We start from the raw sequence: 23,612 nt of genomic DNA on the forward strand, positions 1-23,612 counted from the left end.
GGCAAAACGACAACGGCGCCCCGCGGGGCGCCGTTGTTCATGCCATCAGCGCAGGATGTACTGCGCATCCGGCTGCAACGGCGGCGGCAGTTGCGGCGCATCGGTCATCTCCAGCAGCGTGCGCTCCACCGTGCGGCAGATCGCGTCGAGCGCCAGATCGTTGGGCTCGGTGCCGAACGGCGTTTCCAGCTCGCCGGCGATGGATTCCAGCGCCATGAAGGTATACGCGACGAACACCGAGATCAGTGGCGTCAGCAGGCCGATGCTGTCGACCAGCCCCAGCGGCAGCAGCGAGCAGTAAAGGTAGATGGTCCGGTGCAGCAGCACGCTGTAGGCGTAGGGCAGCGGCGTGCTGGCAATGCGCTCGCAACTGCCGAGGATGTCCGAGAGCCGATCCAGGTTGGCGTCCAGCGACTGCCACAGGATGTCGCTCAGCCGCCCGGCGGCGCGTTCCTCCGCCAGCCATAACCCCAGTTCGCGCAACAGCATCGCCGGCGCGAACTGCGCCGCCGCCAGCCGTGCCGCCAGCGGCGCGGGCAGCAGGCGCGCCAGGTCCGCCGCCGGATCGGTCTGGCGCAACTGGTGCTTCAGCGCGAAGGCGAACGCCTGCAACAGCGCGGCGAAATGGACGATGCGCGCATCGTCCGGCGCGCGGCCGGTCATGGCGATGGCCTGCCGCAACAACGAGCGGGTATGCACCATCACCCCGCCGCACAGCTTGCGCGCCTCCCAGAAGCGGTCGTAACTGGTGTTGTTGCGGAACCCCAGGAAGATCGCCAGCGCGATCCCCATCAGGCTGAACGGCCCGATCGACAGATGCAGGCCGAAGCCCTCGAACCAGCCGTGCAATGCCACCACCAGCAGCGCGAACGCCAGGTTCAGCCCCAGGCGCGGCAGAATGGACGACAGCACCGAGCCACGCCAGGTGAAAACCATGAATAACCAGTGTTGCGGCGGGCGGACGATCATCGATGGGCGCGGGAATGCAGTAGGGCCGCCAATTCTAGCCATGCGTCGCTGTCGGGCGGGTTACCGCTTGATACGCCCACACTGGCAAAAGATGGGATGCACCCTCATCTAGGGCGAATCGACCTTCAAACGCGGCTGCGAAGGGCGAAGGCCGGGATGCAGGGCAAGGCGTGCCGAGTGCCGTGGGGTCATCCCCGCCAGCGAGGCGCAACGCAGCCCTGCGCACGGCGATCCGCCCTCACGCCAGCCCCGCCCGACCGGCTGTCCCTCAACCCCAGACCAGGTTGCCATGTCCGAGACCTCCCCCGCCCGCCGCATCACCCCCCTGCTGGGGCTGCTGCCGTTCCTGCGCCCCTACCTGGGCCGCTGGATCGCCGCCTTCGCCGCGCTGGCGGTGGCGGCCGGCGCCACCCTGGCGCTGCCGGTGGCGTTCCGTCATCTGATCGACCTGGGCTTCGCCGCCGGCAACCGCGGCCACATCGACCGCTACTTCGTTGCGCTGTTCGCGGTGTCGGTGGTGCTGGCCGTCGCCACCGCGCTGCGCTTCTACTGGGTGTCGTGGCTGGGCGAGCGCACCACCGCCGACTTGCGCCGCGCGGTCTACGACCACGTGCTGCGCATGAGCCCGCAGTTCTTCGAAACCACCCAGACCGGCGAAGTGCTGTCGCGCCTGACCACCGACACCACGCTGATCCAGACCGTGGTCGGCACCAGCCTGTCGATGGGTCTGCGCAACACCTTCCTGCTGCTGGGCGGGCTGACCATGCTGGTGGTCACCAGCCCGGCGCTGGCCGGTTACATCCTGGCGACGCTGCTGGCGGTGATCGCGCCGATCCTGGTGTTCGGCCGCCGGGTGCGGCGGTTGTCCAAGGCCAGCCAGGACAAGGTGGCCGACGCCAGCGCGCTGGCCGGCGAGATCCTCAACGCCATGCCCACGGTGCAATCGTTCACCCGCGAGCCGCACGAAGCGGCGCGCTTCGACCGCGCGGTGGAATCCGCCTACGCCGCCGCGCTGCAACGGGTGCGCGCTCGCTCGTGGCTGACCGCGGTGGTGATCCTGCTGGTGTTCGCCGCCGTGGTGTTCGTGCTGTGGCTGGGCGCGCAGGCGGTGATGGATGGCCGCATGAGCGCGGGCGAGCTGTCGCAGTTCATTCTCTACGCCGTGGTCACCGCCGGCGCGGTAGGCGCCATCGCCGAAGTGTGGGGCGACCTGCAACGCGCCGCCGGCGCGGCCGAGCGGCTGATGGAACTGCTGGCGCTGCAATCGCCGGTGCGCGACGCCGCCCGGCCCGTACCGCTGCCGCGCCAGGGCGACGGCATCCGCTTCGAGCAGTTGGGCTTCGCCTATCCCTCGCGCCCCGATACCCCGGCGCTGCACGATCTGAACCTGCACATCCGCCCCGGCGAACACGTGGCGCTGGTCGGCCCCAGCGGCGCCGGCAAGACCACGCTGTTCCAGCTGCTGCTGCGCTTCTACGACCCGCAGCACGGCCGCATCGTGCTCAACGGCGTGCCGACCCGGGACGCCGCGCTGGCCGACCTGCGCGCGCAGATCGGCGTGGTGTTGCAGGAATCGGTGATCTTCGCCGGCAGCGTGGCCGACAACATCCGCTACGGCCGGCTGGACGCCAGCGACGCCGAAGTGCGCGCCGCCGCCGCGATGGCCGCCGCCGCCGATTTCATCGAAGCGCTGCCCGAGGGCTACGACACCTTCCTGGGCGAGCGCGGGGTGCGGCTGTCGGGCGGACAGCGCCAGCGCATCGCCATCGCCCGCGCCATCCTCAAGAACCCGCCGATCCTGCTGCTGGACGAAGCCACCAGCGCGCTCGACGCCGCCAGCGAACGCGCGGTGCAGCAGGCGCTGGACAACGCCGCGCACGACCGCACCACCCTGGTGATCGCGCACCGGCTGGCCACCGTGCAGCAGGCCGACCGCATCGTGGTGCTGGAGCACGGCCGCATCGTCGCCGAGGGCACGCACGCCGCGCTGCTGGACAGCTCGCCGCTGTACGCGCGGCTGGCGGCATTGCAATTCGCCGACGGCGCGGCGGGCGGCTGATCGGCGCGCCGGATCGGCAACAAAAAACGGGAGGCCGAAGCCTCCCGTTCTGCTTTACGTCGCGGCGTTGCCCGCCAAGGCCGCCAGCAGCGCCCGCGCCAAAGGCGGCGGCGCCTGCTCCACCCGGCGGTAAATCGCGCCATCCGCAGTGCGGGTCAGCATGCCGTCGTCCACCATCTGCCGCCGCAGCAGCAGATGGTCGCCCAGCGTTTCCACCGCGCGGATGGCATCGTTGACCTCGCGCTCGCTCATCGCCTGGCGCGGCGGCAGGTGCGACCACACCACCCACAGGCACGGCGCACGGTGGCTGTGCTTGGTCGGCCACGCCTGCAACCGGCCCTGCGCGTCGAAATAACGCAGCAGGCGCCGCACCAGCGCGTAGTCGATCTCCGGTGTCAGCGGCGCCGGCGCGGCCAGCGCATCGGCGGCCTGGCGCGCGGCGCGCCAATGCTGGAAGTTGCGAAAGCCCACCGCCCCGGCGAGCAGGTTGAGCATTTCCACATGGCCGGGCAGGTGGTCGAGCTGGCTCAGCTGGCTAACCAGCGAGCGGGAAAGCGCCGAGATATCGTCGGCGACGTAGGGAAGTTGCGTTCTGGACACGTTCAATCCTCGATGTGTGCCAGCCCTGCAGGACAGGGGTCGGGGGTCGCCCTTGCCGACGCGGCACGGATCGCGCGTCGAAAGATGAAGTACTGCGAAGGCAGGTTTAGCGCTCCTTGCGGAGTGGCGACGCCTGGGTGAACTGCCGACCGGGGTGGCAGTATGCGCGGCGAGGCGGGGGCGTGACAACCGCCGGTGGGCGGATGGGCCCGACCATTCCTGTCACACATCCGCAACGAAATCTACATGACCGGAAAGAAAACACCCGACATTCACCGTCCTTGCGATAGGCTGAACGCCACCGGCGACGACCTGCGAGTGTCGGCATGCGTCGCACCTGAACTCCTCCCGGATCAACCGATGCCCCAAGACCTGTCGCAACCCTCCCGACCCACCGCATCCCAGCCTGCCGCGCCTGCCGATTCCGACATCGGCCAACTGCGCTTTGGCGCGCTCAGCCTGGTCTGTGCGGCGCTGATGTACCCGGTGATGGGGCTGGGCCATTGGCAGGCAGCGCTGGTCCTGCTGCCGGTCGCGTTGACCCTGGGCCACCTCGCCCATAGCGCGTCGCCCACCGAACTCAACCGACTGGATCGCAAGCTGGCCTTGGCGGGCTTGATTCTGACTTACCTCGGGATGGCGCTGGGGATCGGCACCGTCGCGTACTTTCTCTGGACCGTGTTCGGCGGGCTCTTTAGCGGCCTGTTGTGGTAACCGCGCAGCACCCAACAAAAAGCCCGGCATCAGCCGGGCTTTTTGTTGAGTCACCACCCACACCTCACGGCGTGTTGGTCAGCTCCAGCGTAGCCTTGGTGTCGTCGTCCGACTTGGCGACCAGCACCTTGACGTTGTTGGGCACCAGCGCGCCGATGCCGTCGGCCGGCACCACCAGCAGCAGCCAGTCGGCGTTGGCCGGCAGGTCGGCGGTGGCGTTGAAGATCACGTTCTGCGTGCCGGCCTCGGTGACGCGGATCTGGTAGGTCTGGCCTTCCAGTTCCTCCGAATCGCTGCCCGAATCCGGCTTGGCGGTCTTGTACGGCACGGCGGCGAAGCGCGCGGTCTGGGTGGCGAGATCGACGCCGGGGTCGGTCAGGTAGACATCGACGTTCTGCGCGTTGAACGCGGCGTTCACCACCCGCACGCGGGCGTTGTCGCTGGTGATGCCCTTGTTGTACGGATCGTCGACCAGCATCACGTCGGCCTTGCCGTCGCCGATCAGCGCCACGCTGGTGTACTTGTGGCCGCGCTGCGCGTCGAAGCTGTTGCTGCCGACGCTGATGGCGCCGTCGGCGGTCTTCAGTTCCAGCGCGCTGTTGCCTTCGCCGATGTCGTAGTACTGCGAGGCGTACTTGTAGCCGACGTCGGTGGCGTCCGCCTCGGCGTTGCCGTTGCGGTACAGCGTGACGTTGGGGCCGGCCGGCACGGCGTGCACGAAGCGCAGCTTGGGATCGGCGATGTTCAGGCGGTCGTCGAGATCGTCGTCGTCGCTGCCGCCGCAAGCGGTCAGGATGGACATCGTCGCCGTCGCCAGCAGCAATAGTTTGAGCAGTTTCATGGGGGCACCTTCGCAGTGTGTTGAGCCAGCTGTCTCGCCGCGCACGGGGGTCGCGAGTGGCTCTGAAATTACCTGCCGGCTCTGCCGTATGCAGCCGGACACACCCGGATACGGTTGTCGGCGAGCACTTACAAACACACCCGTATGGCATAACGGTTTTGCAATGCGGCCATGCGCGCCGGACGGGTGACAAGGCCCCGCGTCGTCGCTAGGCTGGATCGTCCTTCCCCACCGCAACCGCCATGAACGCCCCGCTCGCCATCACCGGCCGCCACTTCCACCGCGGCTACGCCCTGCCCGTCTGCGTCAGCGATACCCCACCGGCGGCGGTGCTCGCCGACGCGCCGCGCTTCGTCGTCGCCGTGGCCGAGGCCGGCACCGCCACACTGACGCTCGCCGGCCAGCGCCTGCTGTGGAGCGCCCCGGCCGCGCTGCTGCTGGACGAACGCACCCGCCCCGAGCTGGATCACGCGCCCGGCCTGACAGTGCGCTCGGTGCACTTCGACCCCGCCATCGTCAACTCGGCATTCACCCCGCACAGCCTGCGCCAGGGCTCGTTCGACGGCACCGCGTTGCAGGATTTCTACCTGCTGCAACCGCTGCTCGCGACCGAGCCCGCGCGACGCGCGTTGCGGCTGTCGCCGAGCCAGGCGCGGCACCTGACCCGCCTGCTGGCGTGCATCGCCGACGAGGCCGACACCCAGCGCGACGACAACTGGCCCTGCCGTACCCGCTCGTGGCTGTTCGAATTGCTGTTCAGCCTGCGCGCCGCCGAGCACGCCGCCGCGCTGGCGCTACCCGCCGCGACCGAGCGACTGGACGACGCGCTGCTGCGGGTGCACGAGCGCTATCACACCCGTTTCACCGTCGCCGACCTGGCGCGCTGGTGCGGCAGCAACCGCACCACGCTGAACACGCATTTCCGCAAGCTGACCGGCGCCAGCGTGCGTGACTACGTGATCCGCCTGCGCATCGACACCGCCGCCGCGCTGCTGCGCGACACCCTGCTACCGGTGACCGAGATCATGAGCCGCGTCGGCTACGAAAACCCCAGCCACTTCACCCGCACCTTCCGCCAACTGACCGGCCTGACCCCGAGCGCCTATCGGGCGCGGCATGGGTGGATGTAGGGGGGCGTATCCCTGGGAAGGGGGAAGGGCAACGGCGTAACTTCCAAATCTTGAAACACAGAGAGCACAGAGAACACGGAGATTCACAGAGAAAACCACCAACAGTGAGTGGTGAATTGGCATTTCCCATCGTGCTCGATCAAGTAAGAAAACGAGCAAGGCCGCCTTTCGCTTTCTCCGGTTTTCTCTGTGCTCTCTGTGTCCTCTGTGTTTCAAGATTTGGGGTTTGGGGTGGTTTTACCCTTCCCCCTTCCCGCCGTCCCCCTACCGTTGTCATTCCGCACAGTCCCGCTGTCATTGGGCGCTGCCCGGGTGTGGTCGCGCTCCGTATCTTGGTCCCACCACATCTGCTACGGAGCACGTCATGCGCAAGGAACTGCAATGGATCGTCATCGCCTTCACCGCCACCTGCGCCAGCCTGGCCTGGGCTGCGCGCAAGCCGAAGCCGGCGCCCACGCCTCAACCGGTGGTGGAGACGGCGCCCGCGCCGGCGTTCGAGCGGGTGGGGTTCACCAGCGAGGACGGGGTGACGCTGGCCGGGCGGCGTTATGGGGCGCCGGGGGCGGCGTGGGTGATCCTGTCGCACCAGTACAACCGCGACCAGACAAGCTGGGAAAACTTCGCCACCCGCTTGGCCGGCGCCGGCTACACCGTGCTGACCTATGATTTCCGGGGGTACGGCGATTCGGGCGGCAAGCAGGACATCGCCCATATCGACCGCGACCTCGGCGCCGCGGTGGCCTATGCCCGGGCCAACGGCGCCACGGCGCTGGCGCTGGTCGGGGCCAGCATGGGCGGCATCGCCACGGTGCCGGTGGCGGTGGCGACCAAACCGCAGGCCATCGTGCTGCTGACGGTGGGGCCGTCGTTCAACGGGCTGGTGGCAGGCGACGACAACCTGAAGGCCATCGCCGCGCCCAAGCTGTTCGTCGGCGCCAAGTACGATTTCGCCATGGAAGACACCCGGCGCATGGCCGAAACGGCGGCCGAGCCCAAGGAGTTGATCGTCTCCAAGGGTGGCGGCCACGGCACCGACATCTTCGGCGCCGGCGACGGCGATGCGATCGAACAGCAGATCACGGCCTTCATCCAACGAACGGTGCCCTTGCCATGAAGCGATTGCTGCTTGTCACGCTGTTGTGCCCCGCGCTGGTCACGGCGGCGGATGCGCTCTACTTCGACGATTTCTCGCAACCCGACCGCGCCACCTTGCAAGCGGACGGCTGGGTCCTGCGCAGCGGCAAGGGCTTCCCGGGGGTGCCCGGTGCGCATTGGTGGGTGGAGGGCATCGCGCTGCGCGACGACCCGGCCGTGCCCGGCAACCGCCTGCTGCGGCTGGCGGCCGAGACCGACGGCAGCAACGACGGCACGCGCCAGGCACAGCTGTGCCACCAGCGCCACTACCTGGACGGCACCTACGCCGTGCGCATCCGCTTCACCGACCAGCCGGTCAGCGGCCCCAACGGCGACGAGGTGGTGCAGACCTTCTATACCCTGGGCGCCTGGGGCGAGCCGTTCTACAGCGAGTTCGACCACGAGTACCTGCCCAACGGCGGCTGGGGCCACGTCGGCCCCACGCTGACGCTCAACAAGTGGGAAAGCCGGCCGTTCCCGCCCGGCGGCGAGCCGGTGGCGACCTCGGGCAACGTCGCCGGCAGCCATGCCGGCTGGCACACGCTGGTGCTGCATGCCCGGGCGGGCGAGCTGGGCTTCTTCGTCGACGGCAAGCCGGCGGTGACGCACCAGCGCAACGACCAGCCGCCGGTGTTGATGTCGATGAACTTCAACCTGTGGTTCGTCGCCGACCACCTCGCCCCCACGCCCAAGCCGCGCCGCTGGGAACAGGATGTGGATTGGGTGCTGCACGTGGCCGACCAGTGGTGGAGCACCGACGAAGTGAACCGCCACATCGCCGACTGGCGCAAGGCCGGGCAGAAGCGGCTGGACACGATGCAGCCCAAGCCGCCGGTGCCGCCATCGTTGTGCGAGCTGTGAATGGGAAGGGGGAAGGGAGAAGAGGGAAGGGTAAAATCCGCAGCGCCAGGGTTGTGGTGCTTTTGACGTTACCCTTCCCCCTTCCCTCTTCCCTACCCTAATCCACCAGCCACATCACCGCCTCCCACGGCCGCAACTGCAATGCGGCGGCCAGCGGTGGGGTATCGGGATGGTTGGCGATCAACGTGCGTGCCGGGCCGGTGGCGGCCAGTTCGCCCAAGGGCGGCAGCGTCTCCGCCACCGTTTCGCCGCTGAAGTTGCATGCCACCACCAGCGTGGCGGCGGGGGTGCGGCGCAGGTAGACCCACAGCGCGGGGTGGTCGGGGGTCAGGCAGTGGTAGTCGCCGTCGGCCAGCACCGGATGCCGCTTGCGCAGCGCGATCAGGCGGCGGTAGTGATGCAGCACCGAGTCGGGATCGTCGCGTTGCGCGGCGACGTTGACCTCGCGCCAGTCCGGCGCCAGGTCGATCCACGGCGCTTCGCTGGAGAAGCCCGCGTTGGGGCCGGCATCCCATTGCATCGGGGTGCGGGCGTTGTCGCGCGATTTCTGGCGGATCGCCGCCATCACCTCGTCCTCGGGCAGCCCGGCCGCCAATAGCAGGCGGTGGGCATTCAGCGTTTCCACGTCGCGGTACTGGGCGATGTCGGCGAACCCGGGGTTGGCCATGCCGATCTCCTCGCCCTGGTATACGTATGGCGTGCCTTGCAGGCCGTGCAGCGCGGTGGCCAGCAGCTTGGCCGACGGCACCCGCCAGGCGCCGCTGTCGCCGAAGCGGCTGACCACGCGCGGCTGGTCGTGGTTGCACCAGAACACCGCGTTCCAGCCGCCGCCGGCGTGCATGCCTTCCTGCCAGGTGGAGAGGATGCGCTTGAGCGCGATGAAATCGTACGGCGCGGCCACCCATTTGCGGCCTTCGGGGTAATCCACCTTCAGGTGGTGGAAGTTGAAGGTCATCGACAATTCCCGCCGATCCGGGCGCGAATAGTGGATGCAGTGCTCCAGCGTGGTGGACGACATCTCGCCCACCGTCAGCACCTCGCGCCCGGCGAACACCTCGCGGTGCATCTGTTGCAGGTGCTCGTGCACCTGCGGGCCGTCGGTGTAGAAGCGGCGTCCGTCGCTGTCGTCCTCGGGGAAATCCGCCGGCTTGCTGATCAGGTTGATCACGTCCAGCCGGAAACCACGCACGCCGCGCTCCAGCCAGTAACGCATCATGGCGAACACCGCCTGGCGCAGTTCGGGGTTGGCCCAGTTGAGATCGGCCTGGCTGGTGTCGAACAGGTGCAGGTAGTACTGCCCCGCCACCGGGTCGTATTCCCACGCCGGGCCGCCGAACTTGGACTGCCAGTTGTTCGGCGCGTCGCGCCACAGGTAGAAATCGCGCCACGGGTGATCGCGCTCGCGCCGCGCGGTCTGGAACCATTCGTGCTCGGTGGAGGTGTGGTTGACCACGATGTCGAGCATCACCTGAATCCCCCGCCGCCCGGCCTCGGCCACCAGCCGGGTGAAGTCCGCCATGTCGCCGTAGCGCGGGTCGATGGCGAGGTAGTCGGCCACGTCGTAGCCGTTGTCGCGTTGCGGGGAGAGGTAGATCGGCGTCAGCCAGATCCAGTCCACGCCCAGCCATTGCAGGTAGTCGAGCCGCGCCGTCACCCCCGCCAGATCGCCGGTGGCCTGGCCGTGGGCGCTACAGAAGCTCTTGGGGTAGATCTGGTAGATGACGCTTTGCTTCCAGGTGGGGTTCATGGGGGTTCCTTGGGGTTTTGCCTGCGGCGGCGGGCTGACTGATGCCTGCGCTGTGAAGCCGGCGGTTTCAACGTCAACTTCAACTGCAACACCTGAAACGCCTGGCGCCTGCGGCGCGGTTGTTTGATGCCCAACGCGGTGAGGCCAGCGGTTTCAACGTCAACATCAACACCTGAAACGCCTAGCGCCTGCGGCGCGGTTGATTGATGCCCAATGCGGTGAGGCCGGCGGTTTCAACGTCAACATCAACACCTGAAACGCCTAGCGCCTGCGGCGCGGTTGATTGATGCCCTTCGCGACCGGGCGGGCCGGTTCATTTCTTTTGCTTCTCCAAAAGAAACGAACCAAAGAAAAGGAGCCCCGCGTCTGCGCCCCTCCGGGGTTCCCTACGTCGGTCGCGAGCCTAAGGTCTCGCTCCCTCCTCGGCGCCACGTAACGGGAGGAACCCCCGTTGGGTGCGACGGGAAGTGGGAAAAAAACAAACGCCGGCTTGTACTTTTGGGGCTGCGAAGGATGCTGATTCACCCGCAGGTACTGGCACGCGTCACCCCTTCCCTTCAAGGGGAGGGGCCGGGGGTGAGGATGGTTTGCCCGGGGCCCCTCAGCAGCGCCGAGCAGAGGACAAGCGGGGCGGGGTTTCGGCGAGGACTGTTTGAGGGCGCGCAGCGACCGAGTTTCGCAGCCGCCGACCCGATTGTCCGGCGCGAGGGTACCCCGCAGGGGCGCGTATGCGGGGCGGCCTTTTCTTTGGTTCGTTTCTTTTGGCCGTGCAAAAGAAATGAACCCGCCCGCACGGCGGCAGAGGGCGTCAATCCACGCGCCGAAGGCGCTAACAGGGTTCCAAGCAGTTGCAGTTGCAGTTGCAGTTGCAGTTGCAGTTGCAGTTGCAGTTGCAGTTGCAGTTGCAGTTGCAGTTGCAGTTGCAGTTGCAGTTGCAGTCGCAGTCGCAGTCGCAGCCACCGCTGCCCCCCCCTAACAACTCGCCCCCACCGCCACCGGATCCACCACCTCCAACCGCCGATAACGCTTCGACAACAACCACGTCAGCACAAACGGCACCACCAGCACGATGGCGACCGCGATCAGATAGACCGGAATCTGCGCCGGCACCACCGAGATCACCGCCGGCAGGCCGCCGACGCCGATGGCGCTGGCTTCCACGTGGTGCAACGACACCAGCGTGGTCGCCACGGCGGAGCCGATCAGCGCGGCGTAGAACGGGAACTTGAAGCGCAGGTTCACCCCGAACAGCGCCGGCTCGGCGATGCCGAAGTACGCCGATACCGCCGAGGTCCAGTCCATGCCGCGCTCGTTGCCGTGCTTGGCCACCCACGCCATGCCCAGCGCGGCGCTGCCCTGCGCCACGTTGCACAGCGCGATCATCGGCCAGATGAAGGTGCCGCCCTGGTGCGCGATCAATTGCAGGTCGGCGGCGAGGAACATGTGGTGCATGCCGGTGGCCACCAGCGGCGCGTAGAGCAGGCCGAACAGCAGCCCGCCGGCCAGCGGCAGGGTGTCGAACAGCCAGACGATGGACTGGGCGATGCCGGCGCCGGCGTGGCGCGTCAATGGGCCGATCACCGCCAGCGCCAGCACGCCGCTGATCACCAGCGTGGTGATCGGCACCACCAGCATCTGCGCGCCGGCCGGCACGTGGCCGCGCAGCCAGCGCTCCACCCGGCTCATCACCCAGGCGGTGACCAGCATCGGCAGGATCTGCCCCTGGTAGCCCACCTGCTCCACCTGGAACAGGCCGAAGATGTCGAAATACGGGATGTGCACGCCGTTCAGGCCGGCGGCGGCGCGACCGTAGTGCGAAGCGTTGAGCAGGTCGGGGTGCACCAGCATCAGCCCCAGCACCAGGCCCAGCAGTTCGCTGCCGCCGAAGCGCCGCGCGGCGGACCAGCCGACCAGCGCCGGCAGGAACACGAAGGCGGTGCTCGCCATCAGCGACACCATGTGCCACAGCCCGTTGAAGCGCGGCAGCGCGGTGAGCACGCTCTGCCCCGGGAAGAACAGCCCCGGCACCGCCAGCAGGTTGTTGATGCCCATCAGCAGGCCGGCGGCCACCAGCCCCGGCAGGATCGGCACGAACACGTCGGCGAACACCCGCACCACGCGCTGCGGCGCCTCCAGGGTGCGCGGCCCGATGTCGCGCAGGCGCGGCTCCACCGGCGGCGGGGGCTCGACGCGGGCGGCGCCGATCAGTTCGGTCAGCTCGGCGTGCACCCGCTCCACCTCGCCCGAGCCGATCACGATCTGGAATACCCCGCTGTTGCTGAAGGCGCCCTTCACCAGCGGCACGTCGCGCAGCGCGTCCGCCTGCGCCCGGCTTTCGTCGCGCAGCACCAGCCGCAGCCGCGTGATGCAGTGCGTCAGCTGCTCGACGTTCTCGGCCCCGCCGATCAAGGCCAGGATGTCGCCGGCGATCTTGCGATGGTCTTCGGCCATGGCAGTCCTTTTGGTGAGGAGTGAGGTGTGAGGAGTGAGGTGCAAAGGCAACGTCAAAACCGCGCTGTTGCCGGTGCTTTTGACGTTACCCCTCACACCTCACTCCTCACACCTCACCTACTAGATAACACGCAGTAATCGCCCTCCCGCTGGGAATGCTGCCGTTGGCGACAGTGCCGGTCGGCCGATGGGCGGCGGTTGCCCGTCTGCCATCGGTGGCGAGGCAAAGACAAGGCATTCCGGATGCGGATTCGCGCGCCGCGCTCGCGTCGCGGCGCGAATTCGGCCTACCATCCGCAGGCCGTCCTCACCGTCTTCCGCCCATGCGCCTGCTGCCCCCGCTTTCCTGGTTCCGCCACGCTCCCGCCAGCGTGGTGCTGATCGCCGCCAACGTATTGGTGTTCCTGGTGCAACTGTCGCTGGGCGTGCCGCTGCTGGGACCGGACAGCGCGGCGCTGGTGCAGTGGGGCGCCAATACCCACGGGCTGACGCTGGCCGGCGAGCCTTGGCGGCTGCTGTCCAGCATGTTCCTGCACATCGGGGTGATCCACCTGGTGGTGAACATGTATTCGCTGGCGGTGATGGGGCCGCTGGTGGAACACGAACTGGGCACGCCGCGCTTCGTCGGCGTCTATCTGGTCGCCGGCATCGCCGGGGGGCTGACCAGCGCCCTGTGGAACGCCAACACGCTCAGCGCCGGGGCGTCGGGCGCGATCATGGGCCTGGCCGGCGCCTATTTCGCGTTACTGCTGGCCATGCGCCGCCGTGGCGGTCCCGGCCATGCCGCGGCGCTGCGGCAGATCGCGCAGGTGATCGTGCTCAACGTCGGCCTGGGCTTCGCCATCGATGGCATCGACAACGCCTGCCACCTGGGCGGACTGGCCGGCGGCGCGCTGCTCACCTGGAGCTATGTCTGGGCGGCGCGCCGTCGCCCGGTGTGGCTACGCAGCGTCGTCTGCCTGTTGCTGGCGTCCGGCGCGCTGGCGGGCGTGGTGCGCTGGCAGTCGTCGGACCGGCTGTGGTTCCAGCGCACGCTGGACGACAGCCTGTCCACCGTGGCGCGCTACAGCGATTTCGACGCCTTCTGGCGCGACACCCCGACACCCCGCCGCACGGCGGAACTGACGCAGGCGGTGGCGGCATGGCAGGCCTGCGTGGATACCCAGCAGCACGCCGCCACGCTGGCGCTGGACGACGCCCAGCATCGCCTGGCGACGGAGCTGGCGCACTACTGCAACCTGCGGCTGGCGCAGTACCGGGTGAACCAGGGCAACTGGCGCGGCAGCGGCTACCTCGCGCCGGACTGGCGCTACCGCATGCAGGCGGATCGGCTGTGGCCGACGCTGGCGCTGCGACTGGCAACGAAGCCAGACTGAAGCGCCACGGTTTTCTGTGATTTCCGATCGAGGAATGACCAATGAGGGAGTTCAATGTCGGCGCCATCGTGCCGTTCGGGGGGCATGACTGGCGCGTGCTGGATATAAAGGACGATGCCGCCCTGCTGATCACCGAACACATCGCGGAACTACGCATTTACCACGATTCCTATAAGCCCATCACCTGGGCCGACTGCGCGCTGAGGAAATACCTCAACGGCGAATTCCATGAAAAATTCAGCAAAGCGGATCGCTCCAGAATCCTCGCCACCGACCTTCACACCCCGGACAATCCGTGGCATGGCTCGCCGGGCGGCGTCGATACGCAGGACAAGGTATTCGTTTTGAGCATCGAGGAAGCGGTCTGCCGCTATTTCGGCGACAGCAGCGCAAAACTGCAAAACCGCGGGAAAAACCAGAACTATTGGTTTCAGCGAAAAGACGAGAACAACGACAAACGCAGATCGACGTTCGCGGGATACGAATGGTGGTGGTGGCTACGCTCGCCCGGCCGCGTCAGTGTGAAAGCGGCGTATATCCACGGCGATGGCAACATCGGCATCCAGGGCAACAATATCCTCAAATGCAACATCAGCTCCTGTTTTCATCCTTCCACCGGCGACCACCGCGGCGGCGTCCGTCCATCCCTGTGGCTGAAACTGTGAGGTGAAGGAAAAGCGCGGCGAACAAGACCCTGCTGGCGGCACCGCGCCTCACCGGCGGTGCGCTTTACGGTATTGCGGCCGAAAGAAGCCCGGTTTACCGCCTTGCGGGGCATTTCACGCATCGGGCCGCGCCATGAACGTCGCGCGCCTTCACCCCGGCGGCCAAACCGGCTAAAGTCCGATCGACCGAACATTCGTTCACCATCCATGGATCTGTCCACCCTCGCCCCCGGCATCCAGAGCCGGCTCGCCAAGCTGGGCCTGACCCGGCCGTTCGACCTCGTGCTGCATCTGCCGCTGCGCTACGAGGACGAAACCCATCTGTGCCCGATCGCCGACGCGCCGGTCGGCGGCCCGGTGCTGGTCGAAGGCGAGGTGCAGACCTGCGAAACCATGTTCCGCCCCAAGAAGCAGCTGGTGGCGCGGGTGGCGGACGCCAGCGGCATGCTGGTGGTGCGGCTGATCAACTTCTATCCCAACCAGGCGCAACAGCTGGCGGTGGGCAAGCGGGTGCGGCTCTACGGCGAGATCCGGCGCGGCTTCTGGGGCGACGAGATGGTGCACCCCAAGGTGCGCAGCGTCGGCGCCAACAATCAGCTCAGCGAAGCACTGACGCCGGTGTACCCCACCACCGCCGGGCTGCCGCAGGCCACGCTGAGCAAGCTGATCGACCGCGCGCTGCGCGCCTGCCCGCTGCCCGACACCCTGCCCGACGCGGTGCGCGACGCCTACGGCCTGCCCGATTTCGCCGGCAGCGTGGCGCTGCTGCACGCGCCGACGCCCGACATCCCCAACGTGGCACTGCAACAGCGCACCCACCCGGCGTGGCGGCGGCTGAAATTCGACGAATTGCTGGCGCAACAGCTCAGCCTGCGCATGGCGCGCGCCGCGCGCCGCGAGAAGAACGCGCCGCGCATCGCCCCCGAGGGCCGGCTGGCGGCGCGGCTGGTCGGCGGGCTGCCGTTCAAGCTCACCCGCGCGCAGAACCGGGTGCTGCTCGATATCGCGCGCGACCTGGCGCAACCGCACCCGATGCAGCGGCTGCTGCAAGGCGACGTGGGCTCGGGCAAGACCATCGTCGCCGCCATCGCCGCCTGCCACGCCATCGAGTGCGGCTACCAGGTGGCCTTGCTGGCGCCGACCGAGATCCTGGCCGAGCAGCACTACCGCAAGCTGTCGGCCTGGCTGGCGCCGCTGGAGATCAAGGTGGCGTGGCTGGCCGGATCGCTCAAGGCCAGGCAGAAGCGCAGCGCGCTGGAGGATGCCGCGCTCGGCACCGCGCAACTGGTGGTCGGCACCCACGCCATCTTCCAGCAGCAGGTGGAGTTCAAGAACCTGGGGCTGGTGATCGTCGACGAACAGCACCGCTTCGGCGTGGCGCAGCGGCTGGCGCTGCGCGCCAAGGGCCAGAGCCCGCACCAGTTGATGATGAGCGCCACCCCGATCCCGCGCACGCTGGCGATGAGCTTCTACGCCGACCTCGACGTGAGCGTGATCGACGAACTGCCGCCGGGGCGCACGCCCATCGTCACCAAGCTGATCAGCGACGCCCGGCGCGACGAGGTGATCGAGCGCATCGCCGCCAAGGTGGCCGAGGGCCGCCAGGTGTACTGGGTGTGCCCGCTGATCGAGGAATCGGAGGCTCTGCAATTGCAGACCGCCGTCGACACCCACGCCCAGCTCTCCGAAGAGCTGGAGGGCATGGCCGTCGGCCTGCTGCACGGCAAGATGAAGCCGGACGAAAAGGCCGCGGTGATGGCCGAATTCATCGCCAACCGCATCCAGGTGCTGGTGGCCACCACGGTGATCGAGGTGGGCGTGGACGTGCCCAACGCCAGCCTGATGGTGATCGAGCACGCCGAGCGCATGGGGCTGTCGCAACTGCACCAGTTGCGCGGCCGCGTCGGCCGGGGCGCACACGCCAGCCTGTGCGTGCTGCTGTACAGCGGCCCGCTGGGCGATACCGCCAAGGAACGGCTGCGGGTGATCTACGAGAACACCGACGGCTTCGTCATCGCCCAGGAGGACCTGCGCATCCGCGGGCCCGGCGAGCTGGCCGGGGTGCGCCAGTCGGGCGTGCCGATGCTGCGCTTCGCCGACCTGGAGGCCGACGCCGATCTGGTGGACGCCGCGCGCGAAGCGGCCGAAGGGCTGCTGGCCGACGATAAGGCGGCGGCGCTGGCGCACCTGGACCGCTGGCTGCCCGGGCGCGAAGCGCTGCTGCGGGTGTAGCGCGACCGGCGATGAGGTGATTTCCGCCGATTGTCACCATGGGGCGACCAGCGGCAGGCCCGCCACGGCCAGACCGGCCCCGACCGGCGCCACGCGCGGGAAAAAGATTTAAAATTCAAGAACTCATCCGCTCTGCTGCCCAGTCGCCATGCTTGCCGGTACCGGACCTTCTTCGTTGCAGACCACGCCGTATTCGGGGCTGAACACCTCGTCGTACTCGACGACGGGCCTCGGCGGCGGCAGTGCGCACAAGGTCGGCGAGCCGCTGAGCGCCGAAGAGCAGGCCTACGCCGACAAGCTGGCCAACATCGACCGCAAGGTGCGCGCCCACGAGCAGGCGCACATGGCCGCCGGCAGCGGCCTTACCCAGGGCGGCCCCAGCTATTCGCTCCAGACCGGCCCCGACGGCAAGCAATACGCGGTGGCGGGCGAGGTGCGCATCGACGTATCGCCCGGCCGCACCCCCGAGGAGACCATCCGCAAGGCGCGCGCCATCCAGGCCGCCGCGCTGGCGCCCGCCGATCCTTCCGGCCCCGACCGCAGCATCGCCGCCCAGGCGCAGGCGATGGAGCAGCAGGCCCAGGCCGAACTGGCCAGCCAGAGCGGCACCCAGCGGCAACTTTCAGACGCTTACAGCGGCTACGACGACAGCATGCCCAGCGGCTTCTTCGCCGCCCAGGCGTAAGCGCGCGTTGCTCTCCCGATCGTGGTGACCCGCGCGGCTCACCGCCTGCGCAGCGCCGCCGGATACGTCATCCGCCCTGACGATCGCCGGTACGGCAAGCCCGGCAAAGCGTGCAGCACAACGCCAGCCTGGGCGCGTCTTTCAGCCGTTACAAGAAAACAAACATACCTGTACACAACCAGCTGACGGCGACACATGGCATGCCGTCGTCCTTACCGTTACACTCCACGCCGTCGCCGATTTTCAAGCGCTTTCATACGTGCTCGCCTTCCTGCTCGACATGCCGCGCCGTGTCCGCACCGCACTATGGGTCACCCTGTTCGTGCTGTGCTGCACCCTGGCGCTTTCCACCTGGTTCGAATACCAGTTGCGCACCCAGTTGTCCGGCGTAACCGACTACGGCGCCCAGGACGAGCTGTGGAACACCTTCGCCATGAACCGCGAGTTCATGCAGTTCGTCGCCGCGGTGCGGCTGGCGCGACGCGACCCCGGCGCGCTGCCCGAACTCAAGCTGCGCTATGACATCCTGGCCGGGCGCGTGCTCGACACCCAGAACGGCGCGCTCAACAGCCTGTTCGGCAACACCGACACCTATCGCCGGCTGCTGGCGCCGGTGAACGGCATGTTCAAGGCGTTCGATCCAGCGTTCGAGCGCGGCATCACCCCGGACGAAGTCGAGCGCCTGAACCGGGTGGTCGATGCGCTCGAACCCAATTTCTACCTGTCGATGCAGCAGATCCAGAGCCACTTCAGCGATCGGCTGGTGAACAACGAACGGCTGATCGTGCGGCTTGGGGACTGGCGCATGGCGATGCTGGTGCTGCAGTTCCTGCTGCTGCTGTTCTTCGCCGCCATCGCGCTGCGCGAGCTGTGGCGCAGCGAGACCCGCAGCCGCGAGCTGGACGACGCCCGCAGCGCGGCGTTGGAGGCCAGCGCCGCCAAGACCCGCTTCCTCGCCGGCGTCAGCCACGAAATGCGCACCCCGCTGACCGCGATCATCGGCTACACCGAGCAGGCGCTGGCCCAGCCGCGCGACGACGCGCAGCGCCGCCAGCTGGAACACGTGTTGCAGAGCGGCAACTACCTCACCGGCCTGATCGGCAACGTGCTCGACGTGGCCAAGATCGAAGCCGGACGGGTGCAGTTGCAGGAAGCGCCGCTGTCCAGCGCCGCCGTCGCCGAGGCGCTGTCCGCGCTGTTCGAGCCGCAGGCCGCCGCCAAGGGCCTGGCCTTCACCCTGACGCTGGACCCCGGCCTGCCGCCGGGCCTACTGCTGGACGGCGGCAAGTGGCAGCAGATCCTGATCAACCTGATCGGCAACGCCATCAAGTTCACCGACCGCGGCACGGTGCGCGTGCTGCTCGACTGCGTGGACAGCGGCGACGGCCTGTTGCTGCGCGCCATGGTGCGCGATACCGGGCTGGGCATCGCCCCCGAGGAACAGGACCGGCTGTTCAACCGCTTCGAGCAGACCGCCAGCGGCAAGCTGGTCGGCGGCACCGGGCTGGGGCTGGCGATCAGCCGCGGCTACGCCCGCCACATGGGCGGCGACATCACGGTGGACAGCGCCGCCGGCCACGGCTCGCTGTTCATCGCCACCGTGCGCGCCCAGCCGACCACCCTGCCGGCGCCACAGCGCCCCGACGCCCAGCCGTCGCTGCACGGCCTGCGCGTGGCCATCGCCGAGGACCAGGAGATCAACCGCGAGCTGATGCGCGACATCCTGCTGCGCGCCGGCGCCACCGTGTTCGATACCGACAACGGCCTGTCGATCCTCGACGAGCTGGGGCGCGACCCCGGCTACGACTGCGTGCTGCTCGACTACAACATGCCCGCGCTGGATGGTGTCTCCACCGCCCGCGCGCTGCGCGCCCGGCGCTGGCCCGGCCGCGCGGTGCTGATCAGCGCCGGGCTCAAGCCGGACGAATCGCGGCTGAGCACCGCCGGCATCGACCAATGGCTGCCCAAGCCGTTCTCCACGCTGGCCCTGGTGCAGGCGGTACGCGGCGAGACCGTGGCACCACCCGCCGCCGCCGGCACCGCACCGCTGTTGCTGGCCGAGGCCGACGCGCTGGCCCAGCTCGGCTGCACCGCGCAGCGCTGGTACGAACTGGCCGCGCGCGGCCTGGCCCGCATCGAGACCCTGCTCGACCAGCGTCTGGCCGAAGCCGACGACGGCGAACGGCGGCGCCATGCCCACAGCGCGCGCGGCATCGCCTTGCAGATCGGCACGCCGCGCCTGGCGCACGCGCTGGGCGAACTGGAGGAAACCCCCACCGAGCGCGGCGACGCCGCCGCCCGCGACCTGTTCCGCCAGACCCTGCAGGCACTGGCCGCCCTCACCCCGCTATCGCATATCCCCGCACCATGATTCCGAGACTGCTCGCCGGCCTGATCGTCGGCTTCGCCCTGTTCACCGGCAGCGCCGCCGCCGGCGAATCCCCCGACGATGCGACCATCCTGGTGGTGCGCGGCATCGGCGCCACCGACGACACGCCGACGGCGCAGGCCTTCAGCGACGCCGAACTGGCCGCCCTGCCCCAACACGGCTACGTCGTCAGCACGCCGTGGTATCCCAAGCCGCAGCACTTCGAAGGGCCGCTGCTGCGCGATGTGCTGCGCCAGGCCGGCCTGCCCGGTCGCCAGCTGCTGCTGCGCGCGCTCAACGACTACGCCATCGCCGTGCCGCGCGACGACGTCGAACGCTACGACGTGATCGTCGCCCGCAAGCGCAACGGCAAGCCCATGAGCGTGCGCGACAAGGGCCCGCTGTTCGTGATGTATCCGTTCTCCAGCGCCCCCGCCCTGCGGCAGACCGAGTATTTCCGCCGCTGCGTGTGGCAGTTGTCGGAAATCGAAGTGCGCTAGCGAACGCCGCTTCGCCCCGGGCCGGCGTTGTCGCCATTTCCCACACAAATGCCCGCCCCTGCGCCGCCACCCATGCAATTTGCGGCAATGGATGCGATGATTCGGCCCTTGCCGGGCGCAAGCGCGGCATCGACAGCGACTTCGGCCGGCATCGCGCGCCGGCACCAGCAACAGGAAAGGACATGGATACCGCACGCCTCATCGAATTCCTCGGCCACAGCAGCAACCACCCGGCGCTGGATCAGTTCCTGACCGCCCATGGCGTGACGCGGCGGCCGGAGACCGATGGCGCCACCGAGGACATGGCGAGCGACGACGGCACGCTGGTGCTGACCTTCCAGTCGCGCCTGACCTTCGACAAGGAATCGCTGCTGCCCAGGAAGAGCGACGGGGCCTACATCCTGGCCGGCGTCACCTTCCGCCGCGCCTTCGCCCACCCGCTGCCGCACGGGCTGTCGCTGGAGCGCGACCGCGCCGCCATCGACAAGCTGCTCGGCCCCGCCCGGCGCGAACGCGTCCGGCTGCCCTCGGCCACCTATTACTTCGACGGGCTGGTGATCGTGGTCAACCGCAACCGCGCCAGACCCGACGACGCCAGCATCGGCTTCTGGGCGCCGGACATCTACGACCGGGATACCCTCGGGCTGCTGTAACACGACCACCTTCCCGGACCGGGCACCCCATCCAGATCGGCCAAGCCATCGAGCAACGGGGGCCCGACGGCCTATCCCACGCCAAGCATGGTTGCCGAGCTCAAAGGTTCGATCAGAGACCCGGCCAGAACGCCAGGATCAGCGGCAGCAACAGCGAAGTCAGCACCGCGTTCAAGCCCATCGCCAGACCGCCGAAGGCCCCGGCGGTTTCGGATTCCTGCAAGGCGCGCGCGGTGCCGATGCCATGCGCCGCCACCCCCAGCGCAAAGCCCTGCACCATCGGATCGTCCACCTTCAGCCAGCGCATCAGCGGCAGACCGGCCACCGCGCCGAGCACGCCGGTCAGGATCACCACGTTGGCGGTCAGCGCCGGAATGCCGCCCTGGTGCGCGGCCAGCGCCATGGCGATCGGCGTGGTGACCGACTTGGGCGCGAACGACAGCAGCGTGGCCGGCGACAGACCGAACAACTGCCCCAGCGCCAGCGCGCTGACCATGCCCACCACGCAGCCCACCGCCAGCGCCAGGGTCAACGGCACCAGCCAGGCGCGCACGTGGTGCAGGTTGAGATAGAGCGGCATCGCCAGCGCCACCGTCGCCGGCCCCAGCAGCAGGTGGATCATCTGCGCGCCGGCGAAGTAGTCGGCATACGACACCCCGAAGCCGTGCAGGATGGCGATCAGCGCCAGGATCGACAGCAGCACGGGGTTCAGCAGCGCAAAGCGCCCGCCGGCGCGGAACAGTTTGTCCGCCAGCAGGAACACCGCCCCGGTCACCACCAGCCACAGGCCCGGATACGCCCGCAGCCAGCCGGTGGCTTCGTGCCAGTGCGCGGCCGGGTCAACCACGGGAGCGCCTGCGCAACAGCCATTGCAAGGTCAGCGCGGTGACGCCCAGCGTGATGGCGGTGGACAGCACCAGCACCGCGATCATCGCCACACCCTCCTGCGCCAGCCGCGGCCCCAGCTCGATCAGGCCGACCCCGGCGGGTACGAACAGCAACGGCAGATAGCGCAACAACCCCGCCCCCACCCGCGCCACCCGCGGCTCGATGTCCTTGCGCCACATCGTCCAGCCGGTGAACAGCAGCATGCCCAGCACCGCCCCCGGCACCGGCACCCCGGCCAGCCGGCTCAGCAACTCGCCAGCCAGCAGAAACGCACAGATCACGGTCAGCCCATACAACATCGGAATCCCTCCAGCACCACACACCCAGCCGCTACCTTAGCCCAGCCGCCGCGCCAGCCAAAATCGTTTGGGATATCCGAGCGAATACGCGCCGTGGGCCGGGGCCGCAAAGGGCAAGTCTGTGGACACAGAGGGCACTGAGAACACGGAGCACACAGAGAAAGGCAAGAAGGGGAAAGAAACTGCCGGCCCGGCTTCGGGACTTGGCCCCATGCGACAGGACTGCTCGCGACAGCACGGGAACGTGGAACTAGCGAGGCACGCCACCGACGCCTTTGGACCACGCCTCACCGCATACGCGCGCCTCACCCCGCCCACCAAAGCCACCCACGAGCGCAGCGAGGCTCCCTCGCGGCGGCGAGGGCGGGGGGAGTGGAATCAATCAGGATGCGTCGCTACTCGCAAACCATTCAAATAGCGCGTCCGGCTCCGCCGGACGCTTGCTGCACGTAGCAAACCGCCACTGTCCGCCAAGCTCAAAAAGACGCGACCAATTCGACCTGCCCCAGGCTGCGCCCCAGGAAGCGCTCGCCAATGGTCTGGAAACGCACCGGCACGTCGGTCACGTGGTAGCGGTATTGCGGGCGCTCGCGACTGGGGTTGGCCAGGCCCTGGCTTTGCAGCAGCTCGGCGGCCTCGTCGGCGATGGAGATCGCGGAATCGACCAGCTGGATATGCCCGCCCGCCACGTCCTGCAACAGCGGCTTGAGCAGCGGGTAGTGGGTACAGCCGAGCACCAGGGTGTCGATGCGCTCGACGAATACCGGCTTGAGGTATTCCTCGGCGGTCATGCGCGTCACCGCGTGGTCCAGCCAGCCCTCCTCCACCAGCGGCACGAACAGCGGACACGCCTGCGAATAGACGCGGCAATCCTGGTTGAGCTGGTGGATGGCGCGGGCGTAGGCGTTGCTGTTGATGGTGGTAGGCGTGCCGATCACGCCGATGCCGCCGGAACGGGTAAGCGCCGCCGCGTTGGCCGCGCCGGCCTCGATCACGTCGAGCACCGGCACCGGCGCGTTGGCGCGCACCGCGTCGGCGGCCACGGCGGCCATGGTGTTGCAGGCGATGATCAGCAGCTTGACCTGCCGGTGCAGCAGGAAGTCGACGATCTGCTGGGTGTAGTGCTCGATGGTGGCGACCGACTTCACGCCGTACGGCACGCGCGCGGTATCGCCGAAGTAGGTGATGTTCTCGAAAGGCAGACGATCCATCAGCGCCCGGACGACGGTCAGGCCGCCGATGCCGGAATCGAAGACGCCAATGGCACTGCGGGGATCTGGGGTGGACATGGAATACGGCTCCGCACGGCCGCGACCGACGCGACCGGAAACGCGCGATTCTACGCCGCCACGATGACGGCCAGAAGCGGGGCGATGCTACGGAGTGAAACGGGGGGGGTGAGGGGTGAGGGGTGAGGGGTGAGGGGTGAGGGGTGAGGGG

General features: G+C 68.3%; 20 protein-coding genes. 12 read left to right on the forward strand and 8 right to left on the reverse strand.

All coding sequences use genetic code 11. The annotated features are described in order from the left end of the window. Positions 1 to 45 precede the first annotated feature (45 nt). Positions 46 to 1,011 (reverse strand): bestrophin family protein, encoded by a 966-nt coding sequence (locus C556_RS0113910; RefSeq protein ID WP_308417185.1) that lies wholly within the window; start codon positions 1,009 to 1,011, stop codon positions 46 to 48. 247 nt (positions 1,012 to 1,258) lie between these two features. On the opposite strand from C556_RS0113910, the gene C556_RS0113915 reads away from it, so the two are divergent. Then, positions 1,259 to 3,028, forward strand: a complete 1,770-nt coding sequence (locus tag C556_RS0113915) for an ABC transporter transmembrane domain-containing protein (RefSeq protein WP_018748863.1) — start codon at positions 1,259 to 1,261, stop codon at positions 3,026 to 3,028. Between the two features lie 54 nt (positions 3,029 to 3,082). Here the strand turns inward: C556_RS0113915 and C556_RS0113920 are convergent, their stop codons facing one another. After that, a complete protein-coding gene (locus C556_RS0113920; RefSeq protein ID WP_018748864.1) occupies positions 3,083 to 3,628 on the reverse strand; it encodes a DUF2087 domain-containing protein in 546 nt (181 codons plus the stop codon). 246 nt (positions 3,629 to 3,874) lie between these two features. Between C556_RS0113920 and C556_RS0113925 the strand changes: the two genes are divergently transcribed. Beyond that, positions 3,875 to 4,342 (forward strand): hypothetical protein, encoded by a 468-nt coding sequence (locus C556_RS0113925; protein ID WP_157236189.1) that lies wholly within the window; start codon positions 3,875 to 3,877, stop codon positions 4,340 to 4,342. Between the two features lie 64 nt (positions 4,343 to 4,406). Here the strand turns inward: C556_RS0113925 and C556_RS0113930 are convergent, their stop codons facing one another. Next, a complete protein-coding gene (locus tag C556_RS0113930) occupies positions 4,407 to 5,183 on the reverse strand; it encodes a DUF4397 domain-containing protein (RefSeq protein ID WP_018748866.1) in 777 nt (258 codons plus the stop codon). 242 nt (positions 5,184 to 5,425) lie between these two features. On the opposite strand from C556_RS0113930, the gene C556_RS21760 reads away from it, so the two are divergent. The 3 genes from C556_RS21760 (at position 5,426) to C556_RS20485 (ending at position 8,308) form a co-directional block, all read left to right on the forward strand. After that, positions 5,426 to 6,313 (forward strand): AraC family transcriptional regulator, encoded by an 888-nt coding sequence (locus C556_RS21760; protein WP_018748867.1) that lies wholly within the window; start codon positions 5,426 to 5,428, stop codon positions 6,311 to 6,313. A 364-nt stretch (positions 6,314 to 6,677) separates the two neighbouring features. Then, positions 6,678 to 7,427, forward strand: a complete 750-nt coding sequence (locus C556_RS0113940; RefSeq protein ID WP_018748868.1) for an alpha/beta hydrolase — start codon at positions 6,678 to 6,680, stop codon at positions 7,425 to 7,427. Further along, positions 7,424 to 8,308, forward strand: a complete 885-nt coding sequence (locus C556_RS20485; RefSeq protein ID WP_018748869.1) for a glycoside hydrolase family 16 protein — start codon at positions 7,424 to 7,426, stop codon at positions 8,306 to 8,308. Before C556_RS0113940 ends, C556_RS20485 begins: the two co-directional genes overlap by 4 nt. A gap of 97 nt (positions 8,309 to 8,405) precedes the next feature. On the opposite strand, the gene treC is transcribed toward C556_RS20485, so the two are convergent. Both treC and C556_RS0113955 read right to left on the reverse strand, forming a co-directional pair. Further along, complete coding sequence (gene treC / locus C556_RS0113950; protein WP_018748870.1) at positions 8,406 to 10,055, reverse strand: alpha,alpha-phosphotrehalase; 1,650 nt, start codon at positions 10,053 to 10,055, stop codon at positions 8,406 to 8,408. A gap of 972 nt (positions 10,056 to 11,027) precedes the next feature. After that, a complete protein-coding gene (locus C556_RS0113955) occupies positions 11,028 to 12,506 on the reverse strand; it encodes a PTS transporter subunit EIIC (protein WP_018748871.1) in 1,479 nt (492 codons plus the stop codon). 323 nt (positions 12,507 to 12,829) lie between these two features. Here C556_RS0113955 and C556_RS21765 point away from each other — a divergent pair, with 323 nt between their 5' ends. From C556_RS21765 to C556_RS0113990, 7 genes are all read left to right on the forward strand, one after another. Further along, positions 12,830 to 13,882 (forward strand): rhomboid family intramembrane serine protease, encoded by a 1,053-nt coding sequence (locus tag C556_RS21765; RefSeq protein ID WP_018748872.1) that lies wholly within the window; start codon positions 12,830 to 12,832, stop codon positions 13,880 to 13,882. Between the two features lie 41 nt (positions 13,883 to 13,923). Further along, positions 13,924 to 14,547, forward strand: a complete 624-nt coding sequence (locus C556_RS0113965) for a DUF6273 domain-containing protein (protein WP_018748873.1) — start codon at positions 13,924 to 13,926, stop codon at positions 14,545 to 14,547. A gap of 57 nt (positions 14,548 to 14,604) precedes the next feature. Continuing rightward, entirely contained in the window at positions 14,605 to 16,779 is a 2,175-nt protein-coding gene (gene recG / locus C556_RS0113970; protein ID WP_281166344.1) for an ATP-dependent DNA helicase RecG, read from the forward strand. 148 nt (positions 16,780 to 16,927) lie between these two features. Beyond that, entirely contained in the window at positions 16,928 to 17,464 is a 537-nt protein-coding gene (locus tag C556_RS20500; RefSeq protein WP_157236190.1) for a putative metalloprotease CJM1_0395 family protein, read from the forward strand. Between the two features lie 259 nt (positions 17,465 to 17,723). Next, complete coding sequence (locus C556_RS21770; protein ID WP_018748876.1) at positions 17,724 to 19,835, forward strand: ATP-binding response regulator; 2,112 nt, start codon at positions 17,724 to 17,726, stop codon at positions 19,833 to 19,835. Then, the gene (locus C556_RS0113985) at positions 19,832 to 20,332 is read left to right on the forward strand and encodes a putative pterin-binding protein (protein ID WP_018748877.1); all 501 of its coding nucleotides are present in this window, start codon (positions 19,832 to 19,834) and stop codon (positions 20,330 to 20,332) included. The genes C556_RS21770 and C556_RS0113985 overlap by 4 nt, the downstream gene beginning before the upstream one ends. A gap of 182 nt (positions 20,333 to 20,514) precedes the next feature. Then, a complete protein-coding gene (locus C556_RS0113990) occupies positions 20,515 to 20,985 on the forward strand; it encodes a hypothetical protein (protein WP_018748878.1) in 471 nt (156 codons plus the stop codon). A gap of 112 nt (positions 20,986 to 21,097) precedes the next feature. On the opposite strand, the gene C556_RS0113995 is transcribed toward C556_RS0113990, so the two are convergent. The 3 genes from C556_RS0113995 to murI form a co-directional block, all read right to left on the reverse strand. Continuing rightward, positions 21,098 to 21,832 (reverse strand): LrgB family protein, encoded by a 735-nt coding sequence (locus C556_RS0113995; RefSeq protein ID WP_018748879.1) that lies wholly within the window; start codon positions 21,830 to 21,832, stop codon positions 21,098 to 21,100. Then, a complete protein-coding gene (locus C556_RS0114000) occupies positions 21,825 to 22,172 on the reverse strand; it encodes a CidA/LrgA family protein (RefSeq protein ID WP_018748880.1) in 348 nt (115 codons plus the stop codon). Before C556_RS0114000 ends, C556_RS0113995 begins: the two co-directional genes overlap by 8 nt. Before the next feature lie 476 nt (positions 22,173 to 22,648). Continuing rightward, complete coding sequence (gene murI, locus C556_RS0114005; RefSeq protein ID WP_018748881.1) at positions 22,649 to 23,461, reverse strand: glutamate racemase; 813 nt, start codon at positions 23,459 to 23,461, stop codon at positions 22,649 to 22,651. Positions 23,462 to 23,612 lie beyond the last annotated feature (151 nt).

The organism is Chitiniphilus shinanonensis DSM 23277, from assembly GCF_000374805.1.
Lineage (GTDB): Bacteria > Pseudomonadota > Gammaproteobacteria > Burkholderiales > Chitinibacteraceae > Chitiniphilus > Chitiniphilus shinanonensis.

Coding starts and splice junctions, on each gene's coding strand:
- C556_RS0113910 (WP_308417185.1), bottom strand. CDS start 1,011: ATGGCTAGAATTGGCGGCCCTACTGCATTCCCGCGCCCATCGATGATC.
- C556_RS0113915 (WP_018748863.1), top strand. CDS start 1,259: ATGTCCGAGACCTCCCCCGCCCGCCGCATCACCCCCCTGCTGGGGCTG.
- C556_RS0113925 (WP_157236189.1), top strand. CDS start 3,875: ATGACCGGAAAGAAAACACCCGACATTCACCGTCCTTGCGATAGGCTG.
- C556_RS0113930 (WP_018748866.1), bottom strand. CDS start 5,183: ATGAAACTGCTCAAACTATTGCTGCTGGCGACGGCGACGATGTCCATC.
- C556_RS21760 (WP_018748867.1), top strand. CDS start 5,426: ATGAACGCCCCGCTCGCCATCACCGGCCGCCACTTCCACCGCGGCTAC.
- C556_RS0113940 (WP_018748868.1), top strand. CDS start 6,678: ATGCGCAAGGAACTGCAATGGATCGTCATCGCCTTCACCGCCACCTGC.
- C556_RS20485 (WP_018748869.1), top strand. CDS start 7,424: ATGAAGCGATTGCTGCTTGTCACGCTGTTGTGCCCCGCGCTGGTCACG.
- treC (WP_018748870.1), bottom strand. CDS start 10,055: ATGAACCCCACCTGGAAGCAAAGCGTCATCTACCAGATCTACCCCAAG.
- C556_RS0113955 (WP_018748871.1), bottom strand. CDS start 12,506: ATGGCCGAAGACCATCGCAAGATCGCCGGCGACATCCTGGCCTTGATC.
- C556_RS21765 (WP_018748872.1), top strand. CDS start 12,830: ATGCGCCTGCTGCCCCCGCTTTCCTGGTTCCGCCACGCTCCCGCCAGC.
- C556_RS0113965 (WP_018748873.1), top strand. CDS start 13,924: ATGAGGGAGTTCAATGTCGGCGCCATCGTGCCGTTCGGGGGGCATGAC.
- C556_RS20500 (WP_157236190.1), top strand. CDS start 16,928: ATGCTTGCCGGTACCGGACCTTCTTCGTTGCAGACCACGCCGTATTCG.
- C556_RS0113985 (WP_018748877.1), top strand. CDS start 19,832: ATGATTCCGAGACTGCTCGCCGGCCTGATCGTCGGCTTCGCCCTGTTC.
- C556_RS0113990 (WP_018748878.1), top strand. CDS start 20,515: ATGGATACCGCACGCCTCATCGAATTCCTCGGCCACAGCAGCAACCAC.
- C556_RS0114000 (WP_018748880.1), bottom strand. CDS start 22,172: ATGTTGTATGGGCTGACCGTGATCTGTGCGTTTCTGCTGGCTGGCGAG.
- murI (WP_018748881.1), bottom strand. CDS start 23,461: ATGTCCACCCCAGATCCCCGCAGTGCCATTGGCGTCTTCGATTCCGGC.